Annotated in this window: 21 protein-coding genes; 20 read left to right on the plus strand and 1 reads right to left on the minus strand. The window is 69.4% G+C overall.

The window, feature by feature from the left end; translation table 11 throughout:
- The first annotated feature begins 358 nt into the window (after nucleotides 1-358).
- From ACS5PM_RS01925 to dapE, 20 genes are all read left to right on the plus strand, one after another.
- Complete coding sequence (locus tag ACS5PM_RS01925) at nucleotides 359-850, plus strand: response regulator (RefSeq protein WP_439384847.1); 492 nt, start codon at nucleotides 359-361, stop codon at nucleotides 848-850.
- Nucleotides 851-868: 18 nt separating this feature from the next.
- Nucleotides 869-1069, plus strand: coding sequence for a Flp family type IVb pilin (locus ACS5PM_RS01930; protein WP_439385601.1), 201 nt, complete (start codon nucleotides 869-871; stop codon nucleotides 1067-1069).
- A gap of 132 nt (nucleotides 1070-1201) precedes the next feature.
- On the plus strand, nucleotides 1202-1390 hold the full coding sequence (locus tag ACS5PM_RS01935; protein WP_439384849.1) for a Flp family type IVb pilin: 189 nt from the start codon (nucleotides 1202-1204) through the stop codon (nucleotides 1388-1390).
- Between the two features lie 65 nt (nucleotides 1391-1455).
- The gene (locus ACS5PM_RS01940) at nucleotides 1456-2043 is read left to right on the plus strand and encodes an A24 family peptidase (RefSeq protein ID WP_439384851.1); all 588 of its coding nucleotides are present in this window, start codon (nucleotides 1456-1458) and stop codon (nucleotides 2041-2043) included.
- A gap of 33 nt (nucleotides 2044-2076) precedes the next feature.
- Nucleotides 2077-3459, plus strand: a complete 1383-nt coding sequence (locus tag ACS5PM_RS01945) for a DUF8689 domain-containing protein (RefSeq protein WP_439384853.1) — start codon at nucleotides 2077-2079, stop codon at nucleotides 3457-3459.
- Nucleotides 3456-4313, plus strand: coding sequence for a Flp pilus assembly protein CpaB (cpaB, locus tag ACS5PM_RS01950; protein WP_439384855.1), 858 nt, complete (start codon nucleotides 3456-3458; stop codon nucleotides 4311-4313). Before ACS5PM_RS01945 ends, cpaB begins: the two co-directional genes overlap by 4 nt.
- A 53-nt stretch (nucleotides 4314-4366) precedes the next feature.
- Nucleotides 4367-6157 carry a type II and III secretion system protein family protein gene (locus ACS5PM_RS01955; protein ID WP_439384857.1) on the plus strand — a complete coding sequence of 597 codons (1791 nt, stop codon included), beginning with the start codon at nucleotides 4367-4369 and terminating at the stop codon, nucleotides 6155-6157.
- The gene (locus tag ACS5PM_RS01960; RefSeq protein WP_439384859.1) at nucleotides 6154-6438 is read left to right on the plus strand and encodes a hypothetical protein; all 285 of its coding nucleotides are present in this window, start codon (nucleotides 6154-6156) and stop codon (nucleotides 6436-6438) included. The genes ACS5PM_RS01955 and ACS5PM_RS01960 overlap by 4 nt, the downstream gene beginning before the upstream one ends.
- 41 nt (nucleotides 6439-6479) lie before the next feature.
- A complete protein-coding gene (locus tag ACS5PM_RS01965; protein WP_439384860.1) occupies nucleotides 6480-7787 on the plus strand; it encodes a pilus assembly protein TadG-related protein in 1308 nt (435 codons plus the stop codon).
- A gap of 9 nt (nucleotides 7788-7796) precedes the next feature.
- Nucleotides 7797-8267 carry a TadE/TadG family type IV pilus assembly protein gene (locus ACS5PM_RS01970; protein WP_439384862.1) on the plus strand — a complete coding sequence of 157 codons (471 nt, stop codon included), beginning with the start codon at nucleotides 7797-7799 and terminating at the stop codon, nucleotides 8265-8267.
- Nucleotides 8264-8701 (plus strand): TadE/TadG family type IV pilus assembly protein, encoded by a 438-nt coding sequence (locus ACS5PM_RS01975; RefSeq protein WP_439384864.1) that lies wholly within the window; start codon nucleotides 8264-8266, stop codon nucleotides 8699-8701. Before ACS5PM_RS01970 ends, ACS5PM_RS01975 begins: the two co-directional genes overlap by 4 nt.
- A 19-nt stretch (nucleotides 8702-8720) precedes the next feature.
- On the plus strand, nucleotides 8721-9923 hold the full coding sequence (locus tag ACS5PM_RS01980; protein WP_439384866.1) for a CpaE/TadZ family protein: 1203 nt from the start codon (nucleotides 8721-8723) through the stop codon (nucleotides 9921-9923).
- Entirely contained in the window at nucleotides 9920-11275 is a 1356-nt protein-coding gene (locus ACS5PM_RS01985) for a TadA family conjugal transfer-associated ATPase (RefSeq protein ID WP_439384868.1), read from the plus strand. The genes ACS5PM_RS01980 and ACS5PM_RS01985 overlap by 4 nt, the downstream gene beginning before the upstream one ends.
- Nucleotides 11276-11286: 11 nt before the next feature.
- Nucleotides 11287-12255, plus strand: a complete 969-nt coding sequence (locus ACS5PM_RS01990; protein WP_439384870.1) for a type II secretion system F family protein — start codon at nucleotides 11287-11289, stop codon at nucleotides 12253-12255.
- Nucleotides 12256-12268: 13 nt separating this feature from the next.
- Complete coding sequence (locus ACS5PM_RS01995; protein WP_439384872.1) at nucleotides 12269-13201, plus strand: type II secretion system F family protein; 933 nt, start codon at nucleotides 12269-12271, stop codon at nucleotides 13199-13201.
- 11 nt (nucleotides 13202-13212) lie between these two features.
- Nucleotides 13213-14382 (plus strand): LytR C-terminal domain-containing protein, encoded by a 1170-nt coding sequence (locus tag ACS5PM_RS02000; protein WP_439384874.1) that lies wholly within the window; start codon nucleotides 13213-13215, stop codon nucleotides 14380-14382.
- A gap of 36 nt (nucleotides 14383-14418) precedes the next feature.
- Nucleotides 14419-15621 (plus strand): succinyldiaminopimelate transaminase, encoded by a 1203-nt coding sequence (dapC, locus tag ACS5PM_RS02005; protein ID WP_439384876.1) that lies wholly within the window; start codon nucleotides 14419-14421, stop codon nucleotides 15619-15621.
- A 14-nt stretch (nucleotides 15622-15635) separates the two neighbouring features.
- The gene (gene dapD, locus ACS5PM_RS02010) at nucleotides 15636-16460 is read left to right on the plus strand and encodes a 2,3,4,5-tetrahydropyridine-2,6-dicarboxylate N-succinyltransferase (protein WP_439384878.1); all 825 of its coding nucleotides are present in this window, start codon (nucleotides 15636-15638) and stop codon (nucleotides 16458-16460) included.
- Between the two features lie 94 nt (nucleotides 16461-16554).
- Nucleotides 16555-17730 carry a PilT/PilU family type 4a pilus ATPase gene (locus tag ACS5PM_RS02015; RefSeq protein ID WP_439385603.1) on the plus strand — a complete coding sequence of 392 codons (1176 nt, stop codon included), beginning with the start codon at nucleotides 16555-16557 and terminating at the stop codon, nucleotides 17728-17730.
- Between the two features lie 231 nt (nucleotides 17731-17961).
- The gene (gene dapE, locus ACS5PM_RS02020; RefSeq protein ID WP_439384880.1) at nucleotides 17962-19110 is read left to right on the plus strand and encodes a succinyl-diaminopimelate desuccinylase; all 1149 of its coding nucleotides are present in this window, start codon (nucleotides 17962-17964) and stop codon (nucleotides 19108-19110) included.
- 68 nt (nucleotides 19111-19178) lie between these two features.
- Here the strand turns inward: dapE and ACS5PM_RS02025 are convergent, their stop codons facing one another.
- The gene (locus ACS5PM_RS02025) at nucleotides 19179-20243 is read right to left on the minus strand and encodes a hypothetical protein (RefSeq protein ID WP_439384882.1); all 1065 of its coding nucleotides are present in this window, start codon (nucleotides 20241-20243) and stop codon (nucleotides 19179-19181) included.
- Nucleotides 20244-20387: the final 144 nt, after the last annotated feature.

Raw genomic sequence — 20387 nt, forward strand, 5'->3', positions numbered from 1 at the left:
TGCCGGGGCCTGCCCCCCGTGGGGGCTCGCGCAGCGGACCGGCCGAGCCGAGGAACGAGGCCCCCACGGCCCCTGCCGGGGCCTGCCCCCCGTGGGGGCTCGCGCAGCGGACCGGCCGAGCCGAGGAACGAGGCCCCCACGGCCCCTGCCGGGGCCTGCCCCCCGTGGGGGCTCGCGCAGCGGACCGGCCGAGCCGGATCCGCGCACGCCCTGGTGGGAGGCGGCTCCTGCGGAGCGCCTGGGGCTGGAGTCGATGTCGCTCGTGCTGATGGCGGGATGGGACCCAGGGCAAAAGTCCCATGCGGTTCGGGCACGAACTCCCATGGTCCCGCGCGAGGCCGGTGCCTAGCATCGGCTCATGCCTTACGAGGATTCCCCCCTGCCGTCGCGGCGCATGCCGCCGTCGTTGCTGATCGTCGACGACCAGGTCCTCGTGCGCGAAGGCCTTTCGCAGTTGCTGCGCTCGGCCACGCTGCCGCTGGGCAGCGTGCATGCGGTGGCCACGGCCGCCGAAGCCCTCGCCTACGCCCGTACCACGCCGCCAGATCTGGTGCTGCTGGACGTCGACCTCGGCGGCGACGACGGCCTCGCCCTGCTGCCCCTGCTGGGCCGGCAGGCCCACGTGATGGTGCTCACCTGCCTGACCGACACGGCCACGCGCACACGCGCCTTCGGCCTGGGCGCGAGCGCCTTCGTGGGCAAGCATGAGCCCGCGTCGAACATGCTCATCGAGGTGCGCGCGCTGGCGGACCGCTACCTGAGGGGGGAGGTTCCTCCCAGGCGGGTGGGAGGGGAATCCGGGGCGCAGACGGGCGCATCGTCGGATGTGCGTGGCGGATCGAATTTCTAGAGTGACGACATGCGCTCAATGACTTGCCTCACTACCAGCCACCTCTGCTCTGCCGCTCTGGCTTGGTGGGTAGATGAAGAAGGCGTGACCTCTATCGAGTACGGACTCATGGCCGCGCTGATCGTAGTGGTCTGCCTTGGCGTCTTCACGGCGTTTTCGGACGCGCTGAAGGTCGTCTATCAGACGTGGACGGATGCGGTCTTGGCCGCACTGCCTTAGCTCCAACGACGCGTTTTCGCAGGCCGGCGTCTTCTCAACTGGCCTGCAGGGTGTGGATCCGGCCCTCATCGGATCGGTAGTGCGACGAAGCCGGCCCACCCGGCATGTCTTCATCATTCTCAGGAGAGAGCCATGCAAATCATCAAGTACGTCAAGTCCTTTGCCCGTGACGAAGAAGGCGTGACCGCCATCGAGTACGGCCTGATCGCCGCGCTCATTGCAGTCGTCATCATCGGCGCAGTCACCGCGGTTGGTAACGGCCTTTGCGACACCTTCGCGACCGTTGCAGGAGCCCTTGGCGGCAACGCGACCTGCCCGTAATCAAGCGATGGGAGCCGCGCCTCGGCGCGGCTCCTCCCCACAAAGACGATTTAAGGAAACGCGACATGTGGCAAATCCTGTTGGGCGAGAAGGCGAGCCTGTGCGTGCTGGCTGGCCTGCTCGTCATCGCAGTCGCCACTGACCTGCGCAGCCGGCGCATTCCGAACTGGCTGGTGCTGGCCGGCATTGCCTTGGGCTTCACCTTCCAGGTCTTCGCCTACGAGGGCGACGGCCTTTTCGCTCGCTGGTACGGCGCCATCGGGCCGTGGCAAGCGCTGCTCGGCCTGCTGGCCGGCTTCGCGATGTTCATGCCCTTCCACTTGCTCAAGGTCATGGGCGCCGGCGACGTCAAGTTGGTCGCCATGCTGGGCGTCTGGTTCGGGGCCAAGCCCATGATCGGAGTCGTGCTGTTGACGATGGTCTGCGGCGGCATGCTGGCGTTGATCGTGGCCCTGTGGACCCGCTCACTGGGCCTCACCTTCGCCAACCTGCGTTTCATGATGACCGATGCGCTGGTGCGCGTGGGTGCCGGCGCGACGCCAACGGTGACGGCACCGGCCCGCAGCCACGGACGACTTCCTTATGCGCTGGCGATCGCCGCAGGCAGCCTGCTCGAGGTGATTCTTCTGAAGGGGTGGGGGCTGGCCCACTGAAGGGTCCAACCGCACAAAAAGGGACCGAACAGCATGACCCTGGTGCCCTTCCCCCATGCCACCCGATCGGGCGTTTCGCGCGACGACATGGCCGCGCTCCCCCGCGCCCCGCTCACCCAGGAAGAAACCGGCCTGCCCGCCAGCTTCCTCGTCGAGCTCTGCGCCAAGGTCATGTTCCAGCTCGGCCTGACGCGCCTGACCGAGCTCTCGCAGCAGATGTGCCTGTCGGCCGCCGTGGTCGAGTCGCTGTGCCAGTTCATGCGGCGCGAGGCCCTGGTCGAGGTGGTGCGCCGCGGCCAGCACGAGGCCGACGTGCAATACGAGCTCACCCAGGGCGGGCGGCTGCGCGCCGCCGAATGGTCTTCGCGCAACCAGTACGTGGGCCCGGCCCCGGTGACGCTGGAGGCCTATACCGAGCAGGTGCGCTCGCAGTCCATCACCCAGCAGCAGTTCAGCATCACCGACGTGCACGCCGCGCTGGGCGAGCTGAACCTGCCGCAGTCCTGGGTCGACCAGCTCGGCACGGCCATGAACTCGGCCCGGCCCATCCTGCTGTACGGCCCGGCCGGCGCCGGCAAGACCTTTCTCGCGGCCAGCCTGCAGCGCCTGCTGCGCGGCAGCGTGGCCGTGCCTCACGCCATCCTCGTCCATGGCGAGGTGATCCGCGTGTTCGATCCGCACTGGCACCGCACGCACCCGGTGCCGACAGGCTTCGTCACCTCGGCGCTGGACAGCCGCGCCCGGCCCGACGCGCGCTGGGTGCCTTGCATGCGGCCGGTCGTCATCTCGGGCGGCGAGCTGACGCTGGAGATGCTGGACCTGAGCTTCGACGCGCGGGCCGGCTACTACGAGGCCCCTCCGCACTTCAAGGCCAACAACGGCCTGTTCATCGTCGACGACCTGGGCCGCCAGCGCGTGCAGCCGCAGGAGCTGATGAACCGCTGGATCGTGCCCATGGAGCACCGGCACGATTACCTGATGCTGCGCAACGGCGGCAAGTTCCAGATCCCCTTCGACCTGGTGCTGGTGTTCGCCACCAACCTCAAGCCCACCGAGCTTTCCGACGGCGCCTTCCTGCGCCGGCTGGGCCACAAGATCAAGGTGGGCCACCTGCCGGAGCCCTGCTTTCGCCGCATCTTCGAGGCCGCCTGCGAGCAGCGGGGCCTCGCGTTCGAACCCACCGCCTACCAGCATCTGCTCGAGCGAGGCCACCGGCGCGACCACAAGCCCATGCTGGCCTGCCAGCCGCGCGACCTGCTGCACCTGATGGGCTGCCGCGCCGCCTACCTCGGCCAGCCCTTCGCCATGACGCCCGAGTTGCTTGACTGGGCCTGGGCCACCTACTACGGCAATGCCTTCTCGCGCGGCGAGAGCAGCGCCGCGGATTCACACGAGACAGATGGAGTCACCCCATGAGATCTAGAGGCTTGCTGATGCTGGTCATCGCCGTGGTCGCCGGCCTGTTGGCGGTGGTCCTGGCCGCCCGCTGGATGCAGTCGCAAAGCGGCAAGCGCAGCCAGATCGCGGTCGCCAACATGGACATCGAGCTGGGCGGCCGCTTGTCGGCCGAGATGGTGCGCATGACCGACTGGCCGGTGGGAAGCATCCCGCCCGGCGCCGCCACCGAGCTGGAGAAGCTCGTCGGCCGCGTCGCCCGTGACTCGATCCAGCGCGGCGAGCCCGTCCTCGAATCGCGCCTGGCGCCGGTGGGCACCCGAGGGGGCCTCTCCGCCGTGGTCGCCGAGGGCAAGCGCGCGATGACGGTGCGGGTGAACGACGTGGTCGGTGTCGCCGGCTTCGCCCTGCCGGGCACCTTCGTCGACGTGATGGTCAACACGCAAGGAGAAGGTGCCAAGGGCAACGACCGCGACCGCACCATCTCCAAGATCGTCCTCGACCGCATCCTGGTGCTGGCGGTGGCGCAGGAGGCCGACCGCGACACCACCAAGCCCAAGGTCGTCAACGCGGTGACGCTGGAGCTCACCCCCGAGCAGGCCGAGATGCTGGACCTCGCGCGCAGCGTGGGCACCCTCTCGCTGGTGCTGCGCAACCAGACCGAACTCAAGACCGCGGCGACCAGCGGCATCACCAAGGCCGAGCTGCTCGGTCTGGCCGCACCGGCGCCAGCGCCGGCGCCCGCCCCCGCTGCAGCGCCCGCGCCCGTCGTCCGCCGCGTTGCGATGCCGGTCGTGGCGGCAGCACCGGCGCCACGGCCCTCCAACTGTGTCGACGTCATCCGCGGCACCAGCAAGGTCGTCGAGTGCTTCTGAGATTCCTGCAAAAGACCTGACAAATCCGAATCCACGCCGTGAGGGAGGCCATCTTGTTCACACCCATCCGCACCCCAGGACCCTGGGCCCGGGCCTGCCTGGCCGCCAGCCTGGCCGTCGCCTTCGGTCCCGCCGGGTCCGCCACCGCGCAGCCCAACCGCGTGGCCGCCGCCCGCGCCACCGCCAAGACGCCGCCGCTGCCCGCGCCTGTCGCCGAGACCACGCAGGCGCCCTGCGAGCGTCTGGACATCGCGCCGGTGGTCAATGTCTCGGTGGGCAAGTCCACCGTCATCCGGCCACCGGCGCCGGTGGCCCGCATCCTGCTGGGCAACCCCGAGAACGCCCGCGCCGCGCGCCCCAGCGACACGCCGGAAGCGATGGCCAAGGACGAGTCGGTCAAGGCCCCGACCCAGAACCTGCGCCCCGGCGTGGCCGACGTGGACGTGCTGCTGCTGGGCCCCACCGAGATCTTCGTGCTCGGCAAGACCGTGGGCTCCACCAACGTGGTGATGCTGGACCGCAGCGGCCGCTGCACCGCCTTCGACGTGGTGGTCGGCATGGACACCAGCGGCCTGCGTGCCGTGCTGAACCAGTTGATGCCCCAGGAGAAGGGCATCACCGTCACCCCCGCCTTCGACTCGGTCGTGCTGACCGGCCAGGTGAGCGACGCCGAGGCCCTGGCCAGCGTGACCGACCTGGCCAATGCCTTCGTGCGCGGCCAGTCCCGCGATGGCGGCGGCGCCGGCAAGAACACTCGCATCGTCAACATGCTGGAGGTCGGCGCGCCGCAGCAGGTGATGCTCGAGGTCAAGGTCGCCGAGATCTCCAAGTCGCTGCTGGACAGCTTCGGCGTCGATTTCTCGCGCGCCTACGTGGGCGACCACGGCGAGGCGATGCGCTTCCTTTCCGGCATCTTCGGCGGTGGCGCCGGCGTGCTGACCAACCTCTCGGGCACCGGGCCCAACAACGTGCCGCTGAGCAGCGTGGGCACCGTGGTGGGCGGCACCGTCACCGGCTCCGTCTCAGCCGGCAACTCCAGCGCGATCACGCAGGGCGGCAACGTCACCGTTACCTACGACCAGCAAGGCCGGCCGGTCTACACCACGACCTACGGCACGGTGCCGGCCAAGGGGGTGACGAACACCGCGCTCAACATGCAGAAGACCGACGGCCTGGTCAAGGTGCTGGCCGAACCGACGGTGATGGCCATCAGCGGCCAGACCGGCAGCTTCCTGGCCGGCGGCAAGATCCTCATCCCCATCATCCAGACGGCCGACGGCGGCGGCCGCACCATCACGCTGGACGAGAAGGAGTTCGGCATCTCGGTCAAGTTCACCCCCACGGTGATGGGCGGTGGCCGCATCAACCTGAAGGTGCGGCCCGAGGTGTCGGAACTCAACGCGGCCGGCGTGGTGATAGGCAGCGGCAACTTCAGCACCGTGCTGCCCTCTTTCACCGCCCGCAAGGCCGAGACGACGGTGCAGCTGCTGGATGGCCAGAGCTTCGCCATCGGCGGGCTGATCAAGAACAACACGACGACCAACGTCAAGGCCTTCCCCTTCCTCGGCGAGATCCCGATCCTGGGTGCCCTCTTCCGCAGCACCGAGTTCCAGACCGACAAGTCGGAGCTGGTGTTCGTGATCACGCCACGCCTGGTCAAGCCGCTGCCGGCCGACTACCGGCTGCCCACCGACAACTACGTGCCGCCGACCCGCAGCGACCTGATCCTCAAGGGCCGCATGGAAGGCGAGCGCCCCGCCTCTGACAGCGGCACGCCAGGCAACGCCACCCCGGCGCCGGCCGCCGGCGGCTTCGACACCACGCCCACGGAGACCAAGCGATGAGAACCCTTCTTTCCCTGGCCGGCGCGATGGCCGTGGCGCTCCTGCAGGCCGGTTGTGCGGCCACCGCCTCGCCCAACACCGACGCGCAGATGGGCGACTCGCTGCGGGTGATGAAGGCCCAGCAGTCGATCGACCCCGCTGCGGCCCGGCGCAACGGCACGGCGGTGCCCACCACCGAAGGGCGGCTGGTGCGCGGCGCGGTCGACAACCTGCGCGACTCGAGCAAGACGCCGGCCGCATCGACGGTGATCAACGTGGGCGGCAGCCCTTCGGGCCAGTGAAGCCCTGAGGCAGCGAACAGGCAGACGGTGAGGAGACAGCCATGAGACATGCCTTGAAGTCCCAGCGCGGCGCGGTGGCGGTGGTCGTCGGCCTGACCATCGTGATGCTCACCGGCATGGTGGGCCTGGCCATCGACGGTGGCCACCTCTACCTGACCAAGACCGAGCTGCAGAACGCGTCGGACGCCTGCGCCCTGTCCGCCAGCTACAACCTCACCGGCTCGCCGGCGATCACCCAGGCCGCCTTCCTCGAATCCGAGGCGGCGGGCCAGACGGTGGGCCACCGCAACAAGGTGGACTTCCAGAACAGCGACATCGCCAAGTCGGACATCACCATCGAGTACGCACCGGCGCTGACCGGCCCGTGGATCAAGGCCGTCAGCAATCCCGCCGGCACCTCCAAGTACGTCCGCTGCACGCTGCAGCGGACCGGCATCACGCCCTACCTCATGCAGGTGGTGGGCTTCGGCGACCAGACGGTCAAGGCCATGGCCACGGCGACCCTCGCGCCCTCGCAATCGAACTGCGCGATCCCGATGGGCCTGTGCACCCAGACCGGCGGCTCGGCGCCCGAGTACGGCTACGTGAAGGGCACCTGGTACGGCCTGGATTTCACGGACACCGGCGGCAACGCCAACTACACCGGCAACTTCCGCTGGCTGGACTTCGACCCCAACAACACCACCCCCGGCTGCCCCGGCGGCGGCGCCAACGAGATCGCCTGCGTGATGCAGGGCGCCGGCCAGTGCAGCCTGCCGGCCCCCATCGCCGGCTCGTGCCCGAAGACGGGTGCCACCACCCCGCCGGGCTGCGTGGGCGAGAACGGCAACGTGAGCAAGATGGAGGGGGCCTACAACTCCCGCTTCGGCGTCTACAAGAGCGGCGGCGGCAACCCGAACATGAACACCGCGCCGCCGGACTTCACCGGCCTGGCCTATGACGCCACGACCTGGTCGCTGGGCCACGACGCCTATGCCGGCACGTCGGGCGTCTCCGAGAAGAACTTCAAGCAGGCGCGCAGCCTGCACTCCAGCACCCAGGCCGCCTTCTACTCCAACCCCTACCAGAACACCACCGTGGCGGATCACACCGACCACGGCGCCGACCGCCGGCTGGTGGTGGTGCCCATGGTGGATTGCACCAACTTCACCGGCGGCGGCAAGTACGCCCCGATCCGGGCCTATGCCTGCGTGCTGATGCTGGACACCTATCGCAAGACCGGCAATTCGGTGATCAGCAAGTTCGAGTACATCGGCCTGTCGAAGACGCCGGGCAGCCCCTGCGCCAGCTCCGGCGTGACGGGCGACGACACCTCCCAGGGGCCGCTGGTGCCCTCGCTGGTGCAGTGAAGGACTGACATGAGCCCGCTCCACCCCCTTCGCATGAAGACCCGCCACCGCGGCGTCGCGGCGGTGGAGTTCGCCCTGGTGCTGCCGGTGCTGCTGGCCCTGGCCTTCGGCGCCAGCGAACTCGGCCGCGCGATCTACACCTACAACGCGCTGGACAAGACGGTGCGCGATGCGGCGCGGCATCTTTCCCAGCACGGCCCCGGCGACACGGCCATCCAGGCGGAGGCCACCTGCCTGGCCGTCTACGGCGACACCGATTGCTCGGGCACGCCCGTCGCGCCGGGCCTGACCAGCTCGATGGTGGTGTTGTGCGACGCGGTGTCCTGCCCGTCGACGCACCTGTCGCAGGCCACGGGGGCCGGCGTGATCAACCTGGTGTCGGTGAGCATTCAGGGCTACGAATTCTTCTCGGCGGTGACCTACGTGATCCCGGACCTGGACTTCAACCAGATCACCGCCCTGATGAGGGCCCAGCTATGAGACGGCACGCGCATGGTCAGCGCGGCGTGGCCGCGGTGGAATTCGCCCTGGTGTGCGGGGTCTTCTTCACCCTGCTGCTGGGCGTGGTGGAGATGGGCCGCCTGCTGTGGACCTGGAACGCCGCCACCGAGGCCACCCGGCTGGGCGCGCGCGTCGCCGCGGTGTGCGACCTCAACGAACCCCACATCAAGACGCAGATGATCGGCCGGCTGCCGAGCCTGACCGCCAGCAACATCGTCGTCACCTACCTCAACCCGCCCGCGGCCGACAACACCTGCACGATCTCGACCTGCAAGGCGGTGCGCGTGTCGCTCACGGGCTACGAGTACGAGGCCATCATCCCGTTCGTGCCGCTGACCCTGGACCTGCCCGCCTTCACCACGACTCTGCGGCGAGAGCACATGCAGAGTTCCGGCAACTCGGTGTGCTCCTGAACGGCGCGAGATCGACCCCATGAAGATCAAGATCATCACCCCCCGCGTCGTCAACGCCGAGGCCTGGGTCCAGGCGCTGGCCACCCTCTCGCCTGCCCCCGTGGTGGAGGCTCACACCCAACAGCTGCGCCACGTCAACGTCCTGGTCAACGGCATCCGGCCCGACCTGGTGCTGGCCGAGACTACCGGCCCGGAAGACCTGGACGCCCTGGAGGCCCTGGCCAGCAACCACCCCGAGATCGATTACGTGCTCGTGAGCGCGGACCTGCAGCCGCAGGTGCTGATGCGCATGATGCGGGCCGGCGTGCGCGAGGTGCTGCCGGCGCCGGCGCTGGACAGCGCCATCGCGGCTTCGGTCGCGCGCCTGATGCGCAAGCGCAATGCCGCGGCCGCGGTGCCGACCGAGGCCAGGCAGGGCCAGGTGCTGTCCTTCATCTCGTGCAAGGGCGGCAGCGGCGCCACCTTTCTGGCCTCGAACCTGGCGCACGTGCTGTCGGCTCACGGCGAGCGCCGCGTCGCGCTGATCGACCTGAACCTGCAGTTCGGCGACGCCGCGCTCTTCGTCAGCAGCGAGGCCCCCACCAGCCACGTGGCGGAGGTGGCTCGCAACATCGCCCGCATGGACCGCGACCTGCTGATGTCGGCCATGCTCAAGGCGGCCCCCGGCCTGTGGGTGCTGGCCGCGCCCGAAGACCCTGCCGCCGCCGCCGAGGTGCAGCCCGAGCACATCCAGGCCATCCTGCGGCTGGCGCGCGAGAGCTTCGACTTCGTCATCATCGACGCCGGCCGCGCGCTCAGCGCGGTGACGCTGCAGGCACTGGATGCCAGCGACGGGGTCTACGCCGTGCTGCAGCTGACCCTGCCCTTCATCCGCGACGGCAAGCGGCTGCGCGACGTCTTCCGCTCGCTGGACTACCCGGCCCGCAAGATCCACTGGGTGGTCAACCGCTTCGAGAAGGACAGCCAGCTCACCCTGGCCGACCTGCGCCAGACGCTGGGCGTGCAGGACCTGATCGTGCTGCCCAACCAGTACCAGGCGGTGGCGGCCTCAGTGAACCAGGGCACCCCGGTGGACCGCATCGCCCCCGCGAGCGCGATCACGAAGGCCTTGCGCGAATTCGCCGCCCAGCTCGCGCCGGACGTGACCAAGGGCCGCAGCGGCTGGTTCTCCAACCTGATTCGCGGCGGCAGTGCGAGCAAGCAAAAAGGGAGTGATGCATGAGCTTGAGAGAACGCCTGGAGGCGGCGGCATCGGGCTACGCCGCGCCGAACGAAACGCCGGAGGAGGCGGCTCTCTCCGCGCGGGGCTACCAGGCCACCAAGGGCCGCATCCACCAGGCGCTGCTCGCGCGCCTGGACCTGGAGGCCATGGACAGCCTCTCGCCCGAGCGCCTGCGCGACGAGCTGCGGCAGATGGTGGAGCGCCTGCTGGTCGAGGAGAACCTGGTCCTCAACTCGAACGAGCGCCGCAACCTCGTGCGCGACATCCAGTACGAGATGCTGGGCTACGGGCCGCTGGAGCCGCTGCTCGCCGACCCCACCGTGTCCGACATCCTGGTCAACACCTACAAGCAGGTCTACGTCGAGCGCCGGGGCAAGCTGGAGATCACCGACGTGACCTTCGTCGACGACGACCACTTGATGAAGATCATCGACAAGATCGTCTCGCGCATAGGCCGGCGCGTGGACGAATCGAGCCCCATGGTCGATGCCCGGCTACCGGATGGTTCGCGCGTGAACGCCATCATCCCGCCGCTGGCGGTGGACGGGCCCATCCTGTCCATCCGCCGCTTCTCCGCCACGCCGCTGCAGATCGGCGACCTGATCAACTTCAAGTCGATCTCGGATCCGATGGCGCAGTTCCTCGGCGCGCTGGCCGAGGCCAAGATCAACATCCTGATCTCCGGCGGCACCGGCTCCGGCAAGACCACGCTGCTGAACATCCTGAGCAGCTACGTGCCGGCTCGCGAACGCGTGGTGACGATCGAGGACGCGGCCGAGCTGCAACTGCAGCAGCCACACGTGGTGCGGCTGGAGACCCGGCCGGCCAACGTGGAGGGCCGCGGCGAAGTGACCCAACGCGCCCTGGTGCGCAATGCCCTGCGCATGCGGCCGGACCGCATCATCCTCGGCGAAACGCGCGGGCCGGAAGCTTTGGACATGCTGCAGGCCATGAACACCGGCCACGAGGGCTCCATGACCACCATCCACGCCAACACGCCGCGCGACGCGCTGGCCCGGCTGGAAAGCATGATCGCCATGGCCGGCGTGGACCTGCCCCCGCGCGCCGCGCGCTCGCAGGTGGCCTCGGCCATCGGCGTGATCGTGCAGGCCAACCGCCTGACCGACGGCACCCGCAAGATCACCAGCATCCAGGAGGTCACCGGCATGGAGGGCGACACCCTCACCATGCAGGAGATCTTCTCCTTCAAGCAGACCAGCGTGGCGCCCGACGGCGGCGTGCAGGGCTACTTCGTGGCCAGCGGCATCCGACCGCGCTTCTGGGACCGGCTGCTGACGCACGGCGTGACGGTGAACGAGAGCATCTTCGTGCCGCAGCGCGTTCCGGTCTGAAAGGAGTTTCGATGGACCCGTCACTCGCCCTTTTCGCCGTGGTGGCCTTCCTGGCCGTCGTGCTCGCCCTCGAAGGCCTCTACAACCTCTGGGCCAGCAAGAGCAGCCCGCAGGCCAAGCGCATCGCCGACCGGCTGGCCTCGTTGCATGGCGAATCCCGCACCGAGATGTCGCTGGAGCGGGTGCAGGAGCGCCGGCGCATGGGCTGGCTGCAGGACCTGCTGGACCGGTCCGCCGGCGGCACTCGGCTGTCGCGCTGGGTGCAGTCGTCCGGCAAGGCCGTGTCGGCGGTCGAGATGATCGTGCTTTCCCTGGCGTTGGGCCTGGTCGGGCTGGCGCTGCCGCCGCTGCTGGGGCGCCCCGCCATCCTGGGCTGGGGCTTGGGTGTGGCCCTGTTCGCCCTGCCCTGGTGGCGGATCTCGGTGAGCCGGGCCAAGCGGGTCGCCCGCTTCGAGTTCCAGTTCCCCGAGGCCCTGGACCTGATGGGCCGCGCGATGCGCGCCGGCCACTCGTTCCCCACCGCCATCCGCATGGTGGGCGACGAGATGCCCGAGCCGATGGGGCGCGATTTCCGCGTCCTGTCCGACGAACTGAACTACGGCGTGCCCACGCCGGACGCGCTGGCCAACCTGTCGGACCGGGTGCCCTTGCCGGACGTTCGCTACTTCGCGGTGGCGGTGATGATCCAGCGCGAATCGGGCGGCAACCTGGCGGAGCTGCTGGACAGCATCAGCAGCATCGTGCGCGCGCGCCTGAAACTCTTGGGCGAAGTGCGCACGCTGTCGGCGGAAGGCAAGCTGTCCGCGCAGATCCTCGTCGCCCTGCCCTTCGGCGTGGCGCTGATGGTGAACATCGTCAACCCGAAGTTCCTGTCCGTGCTCTGGACCGACCCGCTGGGCTTGCGCATGGTCGGCGTGGCGATGTTCATGATGGTGCTGGGCGTGCTGTGGATGCGCAGCATCGTCCGCATCCGGGTGTAAGGGGACAGGGATCATGAGCTTGATGCAGATCGGCTTCCTGGCCGCCGTCTTCGTGGTGGTGGCGGCCTTCGTGATGGGACTGGCGACGGCCCTCAAGCCGGCTCCCGCCAGGCAGCGCCTGCAGGCGCTGGCGGGCGATGCCCCGGCACCCGCCGGCCGCTGGCTGGAGAAGCTGGCCCGCGTGACGCGGCCGATCAGCCACCTGGCGGCGCCGGAGGAAGGCTTCGAGCATTCGAACGTGAAGCTGCGCTTCGCCAACGCCGGCATCCGCAATCCCTCCGCACCGACGGCCTTCTTCGGCATCAAGACCTTGCTGACGCTGGGCCTGCCGCTGGCCGCCTTCGCGGCCTTCACGCTCAGCGGCGCGGCCCTCAAGGGCAACAAGCTGCTGTTCGTGCTGCTGGTGGCCGCCGCCATCGGCTACTACCTGCCCAACTACGTGCTGGGCAAGAAGGTGGAGCGTCGCCAGCGCGAGATCTTCGAGAACTTCCCCGATGCGCTGGACCTCATGACCATCTGCGTCGAGGCCGGCCTGGGCACCGAGGCGGCGATGGTGCGCGTGGCCGAGGACATGCAGTTCAAGAGCCCGGCGCTGGCCGACGAGATGCGGCTGGTCAACCTGGAGCTGCGAGCCGGCGGCGACCGCGAGCGCGCGCTGCGCAACCTCTCGATCCGCACCGGCGTGGAGGAGGTGGACGGCTTCGTCTCGATGATCAACCAGGCCGAGCGCTTCGGCACCAGCATCGCCGCCTCGCTGCGCATCCAGTCCGACCTGCTGCGCACCCGCCGCCGGCAGAAGGCCGAGGAGGCCGCCGCCAAGATCGCGCTGAAGCTGCTGTTCCCGCTGATCTTCTGCATCTTCCCTTCGCTGATGGTCGTGCTGATGGGGCCGGCCATGATCCAGGTCTACCGCGTGTTGCTGCCCACCCTCGGCGGCGGTCGTTGAAGGAGCACTCCATGCGTGTCGCTGTCGCCCTGATGCTGCCCTGCCTGCCGCTGGCCGGTGCCCTGGTGCTCGCGGGCTGTGCCTCCCCGGCCGGCCCGGCGTGGAAGGTGGAGCCGGTCTACACGGTCGACGCGGCGAGCCGTGCATCGGCCGGCAACGGCTACGCCACGCTGGCCCGCATGTACGAGGCCGAGGGGCGCGGCGCGCAGGCGCTGGAGGCCTGGCGCAAGGCGGTGGCGGCCAACCCGTCCGACCCCGACCTGCGCACCGCGACCGGCGTCGCCTTCGTGCGGCACCAGCGCATGGACCAGGCCATAGAGCAATTCCGCCAGGCCGTGGCACTGCAGCCCGACAACGTCCGCCTGCTCAACAACCTCGGCTATGCGCTCGCCCTCGACGGGCTGGACGAGGAAGCCGCCAGCGTGCTGGGCCGCGCGGTGGTGCTGGATCCGGCGCACCCGATGGCCCGCATCAACCTGGAGCAGGTCGAGCGGCGCCTGGCCCTGCGGCTGGCGCCGGAGTTGATCCACGGCGCGCGGCCGGAGGCGGTCGTGGCCTTCCAGCAGCAGCAGCCGCCGCCGGCAAGCGAAGACGTGCCGGACCAGGTGCTGGCGATGCTGCGAGGCGACGCCGCCCCGGCGCCGCTGGCGGTGCAGGCGCTGCCCAACGTCGCGGCGCTCGCGCAGGTGGATGCGCCGACGCTCGCCGCGCCGGCCCCGCTGCCGGCGCCTGTCGCGCCGGTCGTCGCCGCCGCGCCGGTGGCACCGACATCAACCATGGCGGCGTCCCCGGCCGTGGCCCCCGCGGGCCCGGCCGCCGCGGCGAAGGTCAACATCGTCAACGGCGTCGGGGTGAACGGCGCCGCGGCGCGTGTGAGCCAGCTGGTCAAGGCCGACGGCCTGGAGGTGCTGCGGCTGCAGAACCAGCGCCCCTACACCCAGGCCGAGACGGTCGTTCAGTACCGCGCCGGCTTCCAGGCGGCGGCGATGACCATCGCGCAGCGCATCCCCGCGGGCGCGGCCACCGAGCAGGTCCACACGATCGACGGCGTGGCCGACCTGCGCGTGGTGCTGGGGCGGGACCGGCGCGAGGTGCTGGCGGCCTGCGTGTCGCGCGGCGAATGTGCACCGCGGGCGACCGCCGGCCCCACGCTGGCGGCCGCGCAGACGCCTTCGCGCTGAGCCGTCGGGGCCGGGGCTTGCCCCGATAATCCGCGGATGAATCCCCTGCTCGGCAGGCTGCACGCCTACCCCTTCGAGCGCCTTCGCGCGCTGACCCGCGACGTCCACCCCAACCCCGCCTATCGCCCGATCAGCCTGGGCATAGGCGAACCCCGGCACCCCGCGCCGGCCCTGGTCGAGCAGGCCCTGTGCGGCAGCCTCGCCGGCCTTTCGAGCTACCCCGCCACCGCCGGCGAGCCCGCGCTGCGCGAGGCCATGGCCGCCTGGGTGGCCCGGCGCTACGGCGTCGCGCTGAACCCGGGCACCCAGGTGCTGCCTGTCAACGGCTCGCGCGAGGCCTTGTTCGCCTTGGCGCAGACGGTGATCGATGCCTCGAAGCCCGGCGCGACGGTCGTCTGCCCCAACCCGTTCTATCAGATCTACGAAGGCGCGGCCCTGCTGGCCGGGGCCGAGACGGCCTTCGCCAACAGCGACCCGGCGCGCAACTTCGCCTGCGACTGGCGGCTGATCGACGAGGCCACCTGGGCCCGCACGCAGCTGCTCTACACCTGCTCGCCGGGCAACCCCACCGGCGCGGTGATGCCGCTGTCGGAGTGGAAGGAACTCTTCGAGCTGTCGGACCGGCACGGCTTCGTCATCGCCAGCGACGAGTGCTATTCGGAAATCTACTTCCGCGACGAGCCGCCGCTGGGCGCGCTGGCGGCCGCCAAGGCGCTGGGGCGCGAGGACTTCCGCAACCTGGTCGTGCTGACCAGCCTTTCCAAGCGCAGCAACGTGCCGGGCATGCGCTCGGGCTTCGTGGCCGGCGACGCCGCCATCCTCAAGGCCTTCCTGCTGTATCGCACCTACCACGGCAGCGCGATGAGCAAGGTGGTGCAGGCGGCCAGCATCGCGGCCTGGAACGACGAGGTCCACGTCGAGGCCAACCGGGCGCAGTACCGCGCCAAGTTCGCGCAGGTGACGCCCCTGCTCACCGACGTGCTGGACGTGAAGCTGCCCGATGCCGGCTTCTACCTCTGGGCCGGCGTGCCCCGGCATGCCCACGGCGGCGACGACATCGCCTTCAGCCTGGGCCTGCTCGCTCAATACAATGTTTCGGTCCTGCCCGGCAGCCTGCTGGCGCGCGAGGCCCACGGCCACAACCCGGGCGCCGGCCGCATCCGCATGGCGCTGGTCGCCGAGGCGCACGAGTGCGTCGAGGCTGCCCAGCGCATCGTCGCCTACACGCGATCCCTTTGAACCCCCTCAGCACCATGACGCAAGACCTCCAAACCATCATCGACCTGGCCTGGGAAGAACGCGCCAAGCTCACCGCCGCGTCCGCCTCGCCCGCCATCCACGAGGCCGTGGAGCAGGTCATCGTCGACCTGAACGCCGGCCGCCTGCGCGTGGCCGAGCGCCAGGGCGTCGGCCAGTGGCAGGTGAACCAGTGGGTCAAGAAGGCGGTGCTGCTGTCCTTCCGCCTGAAGGACAACAAGCCCATCCACTCGGGCGACCTGACCTACTTCGACAAGGTGGAGACCAAGTTCTCGCACATGGACGACGCGGCGCTGGCCGCTTGCGGCGTGCGGGTGGTGCCGCCAGCCGTGGCGCGCCGCGGCAGCTACATCGCCAAGGGCGCGGTGCTGATGCCTTCGTACGTGAACATCGGCGCCTACGTCGACGAGAACGCGATGGTCGACACCTGGGCCACCGTGGGCTCGTGCGCGCAGATCGGCAAGAACGTGCACCTGTCCGGCGGCGTGGGCATCGGCGGCGTGCTGGAGCCGGTGCAGGCCAACCCGACCATCATCGAGGACAACTGCTTCATCGGCGCCCGCTCCGAGGTGGTCGAGGGCGTGATCGTCGAAGAGAACTCGGTCATCTCGATGGGCGTGTACATCGGCCAGAGCACCAAGATCTACGACCGCGCCACCGGCGAGGTGAGCTACGGCCGCGTGCCCGCCGGCTCGGTGGTGGTCAGCGGCAACCTGCCCTCGCCCGACGGCAAGTACAGCCTGTATTGCGCGGTGATCGTCAAGCGCGTCGACGCGCAGACGCGAGCCAAGACCAGCATCAACGAACTGTTGCGCGGCTGATCGCGCGGGCGGGGCCCAGGCCCCTCAAGAGCGCCGACCATCGGCCGAAGATGCGATATCAACTCACTGCGTCCGGAGAACTGACTTGATCACGATGGAAAACGTGTTGCGCCTGATGGCCGACAAGGGTGCTTCGGACCTGTATCTTTCGGCGAACGCGCCCATCCTGCTCAAGGTCAACGGGCAGCTGCTGCCGGTGACGGACCACGTGCTGGCCCCGGCCGCGCCGCGCCAGCTGCTGACCGAGATCCTCACGCCGCTGCAGCTGGAAGAGCTGGAGCAGGAAGGCGAGCTCAACATCGGCGTGGGCATCCCCAAGGTGGGCAGCTTCCGCCTCTCGGCCTTCAAGCAGCGGGCGACCGTGGCGGCGGTGGTGCGATGCATCCCGGTGCGCATCCCGGCGCTGGATTCGCTGCACCTGCCTCCCGTGCTCTCGACCCTGGCGCTCGAAAAGCGCGGCCTGATCCTGATGGTGGGGGCCACCGGCACCGGCAAGAGCACCACCATGGCCTCGATGATGGAGTGGCGCAACCAGCACATGTCGGGCCACATCCTCACCATCGAGGATCCGATCGAGTACCTGTTCACGAACAAGCGCTCGGTGGTGAACCAGCGCGAGGTGGGCCGCGACACCCATTCGCTGCACATCGGCCTGAAGAACGCCCTGCGCCAGGCCCCCGACTGCATCATGATCGGCGAGATCCGCGACCGCGAGACGATGTCGCAGACCATCTCGTACGCCCTGTCCGGCCACCTGGTGCTGGCGACCCTGCACGCCAACAACAGCCACCACGCGCTGGGCCGGATCCTTTCGTTCTACACGCCCGAGTCGCGACCGGCCCTGCTGGCCGACCTGAGCGCGGCGATGAAGGCCATCGTCTCGCAGCGCCTGCTGCGCTCCAACTCCGGCGGCCGCATCCCGGCGGTGGAGGTGCTGCTGAACTCCAAGCTGGTCGCCGAGATGATCGAGAAGGGCGATTTCGGCGGCGTGCGCGAGGCGATGGAGCGCTCCATGGCCGAAGGCTCCCAGACCTTCGAGCAGGACCTGGCGCGCCTGATCAACGAGGGCCTGGTGACCCGCGACGAGGCGCTGGTGCATGCCGACTCGCCGACCAACCTGCTGTGGCGCCTGCAGAACGAATCCGAGCCGGTCTCGCGCGTGCCGGTCAACAAGCCCGAGCCCGAGACCCCGACCTTCACCGAGATCACGCTCGACGTGGTGCCGGAGAACGCGCCGCCCAAGCCGCTCATCTCGGCCAGAACCCGTTGAACTGAGCCCCCACGCTCCCGGCCGGTCGCGGCCCCCCGAGGGGGCTCTTGCAGCGGACCGGCAGAACAAGGCCCCCACGCTCCCTGCCGGTCGCTGCCCCCGAGGGGGCTCTTGCAGCGGACCGGCAGAACAAGGCCCCCACGCTCCCTGCCGGTCGCTGCCCCCCGAGGGGGCTCTTGCAGCGGACCGGCAAAGCCGGATCCGCGCAAGTACCTTGGTTGGAATACCGATTTGACGACCGTCCTCAGACTCCTCGAGACCCTGATCGCCCGCCCCAGCGTCACGCCCGATGACCGGGGCTGCCAGGAGCTGATCGCCGAACGGCTGGCGCGCGCGGGCTTCGCCTGCGAGCACCTGCCCTTCGGCCCCGAAGACTTCCGCGTCGCCAACCTGTGGGCGGTGCGTGCAGGGGCGAAGCCGGGCCCGACGGTCGTCTTCGCCGGGCACACCGACGTGGTCCCTACCGGCCCGCTGGGCGCCTGGGCGAGCGACCCGTTCGTGCCGAGCTATCGCGAAGGCAAGCTCTTCGGCCGCGGCGCGGCGGACATGAAGACCTCCGTGGCGGCGATGGTCGTCGCGGCGGAGGAATTCGTGCACGCGAACCCCTCCCACGCCGGCCGCGTCGCCTTCCTGCTGACCAGCGATGAAGAGGGGCCGTCGGTGGACGGCACGGTGAAGGTCGTGCAGGCGCTGAAGGAGCGCGGCGAACACCTCGACTGCTGCATCGTCGGCGAGCCGACCTCGGTCGAGCAGCTCGGCGACATGATCAAGAACGGCCGGCGCGGCTCGCTCTCGGGCAAGCTCACGGTGCGCGGCATCCAGGGCCATGTGGCCTACCCTCAGCTGGCGCGCAACCCCATCCACCTGGCCGCGCCGGCCCTGGCCGAGCTGGCCGCGCAGGCGTGGGACCAGGGCAACGAATACTTCCCGCCGACCACCTGGCAAATGTCCAACATCCATGGCGGCACCGGTGCGACCAACGTCATCCCGGGCGAGCTGGTGGTGGACTTCAACTTCCGCTTCTCGACCGCCTCGACGCCCGAAGGCCTGAAGGCTCGCGTCGGCGAAATCCTGGAGCGCCACGGCCTCGACTGGTCCATCGCGTGGACGCTCGGCGGCGAGCCCTTCCTCACGCCCGTCGGCTCGCTGGTCGCGGCCTTGTCGTCCGCGATCACGGCCGAGACCGGCGTGAAGGCGGAGCTGTCCACCACCGGTGGCACCTCCGACGGCCGCTTCATCGCCAAGGTGTGCGAGCAGGTCGTGGAGTTCGGCCCGGTGAACGCCACCATCCACAAGGTCGACGAGTGCGTGTCGGTGGATGCGGTCGAGCCGCTGAAGAACATCTACCGACGGACGCTGGAAGGACTGCTGGCGGCTTGATCGCGGGGCAGGCGAGCCGGGCGCGGCGCCCGGATCAGCCTGCCGCTCGCAGCCCGGTCAGCCCGCCCTCAGCGCAGCGGCGTGCCGCCGGATTTCCGGTAGTCGATGGTCTTGGCGACGAGGTTGCCGCCATCGGTGTCCGGGCCGGTCTGCTCCTGCTGGCCCGCGCCGAAGAGCAGCGCGGCGATGTGCGCATCCGCGACCTGGCTCATGTGCGAGAAGAACCAATCCACCTTGTCGTCCTGGTAGTGGTTCAACGTGTTGTTCTGCGCCATGTTGCCCACGGGGATCTGCCAAAGCACCACCTGCTTGCCCACGGTCTCGGACATCGTCTTGTAGAAGGCCAGGTAGTCGGCCGCCTTCTGGTCGGTCCAGAAGTTGTCGTAGCCGCCGTGCTCCGGCAGGGCGTACCAGCCCGCATCGCGATCGGACACGTCGGCGACGAGGAAGTCGGCCTTCTTCGCGCCCAGCGCCAGGTAGAAGTCGCCGCATCCCTGGGTGTTGGTCTGCCAGTCCCAGCAGGAAAGGTGCAGGCCCACGCCGGTGTTGGGGGCGTACTTGTGGGCCATCGAGATCAGGCAGCTGGCGAGGCCCGCGGCGCTGTTCTCCTGCGATCCGCAATCGGTCGGGTTGGCGGCACTGACGACGTCCGGAACATCGTGGGGACTGCCGAGCGAGCGCACGTAGCCCCAGAAGTCGGGCTCGAGATCCACCATCTCGCGCTTGCTGCCGATCTTCTGCAAGAAGAAGCGATAGTCGTCGAGATAGCGCGTGAGCAGGTCGACCCGGTTGATGGCCACCACCTCGCCAGGGCCGTCGCCAGAGCCGGCGAGATCGCCCAGGTCGCGCAGCGAATACCAGGTCCAGAAGAAGATCTGCGGGCGCGGTTTGCCCTGCCACGTCGCCTGCTCCACGTGGTCATCCCACCACGTCACGTAGTACCCCGGCGGCGTGGTGCTGCCCGGCCAGCAGCCCCACCAGCTCGTCCAGTCGTCGTGGCAGAGCGAGGCGGTGTAGTAGGCCGATGAAGGCGCCGGCTGGCTGTGGACGTACGCGTAGCGCACGTCGAACGGCGCGGCGGCCGCCGTCTCGTCGGGCATGGCCCCGCCGACCAATATCTTGTCGCTGCCCATGAAGGTCACCGGTGCAGGCGCGGGTGCAGGCGAAGGCGAAGGCGAAGGCGAAGGCGAAGGCGAAGGCGATGGCGAAGGCGATGGCGATGGCGAAGGCGAAGGCGATGGCGATGGCGATGGCGATGGCGAAGGCGAAGGCGAAGG

Origin of the sequence: Ideonella flava, from assembly GCF_051857595.1 — a bacterium.
In the GTDB taxonomy this organism is placed as follows: Bacteria; Pseudomonadota; Gammaproteobacteria; order Burkholderiales; family Burkholderiaceae_C; genus Ideonella.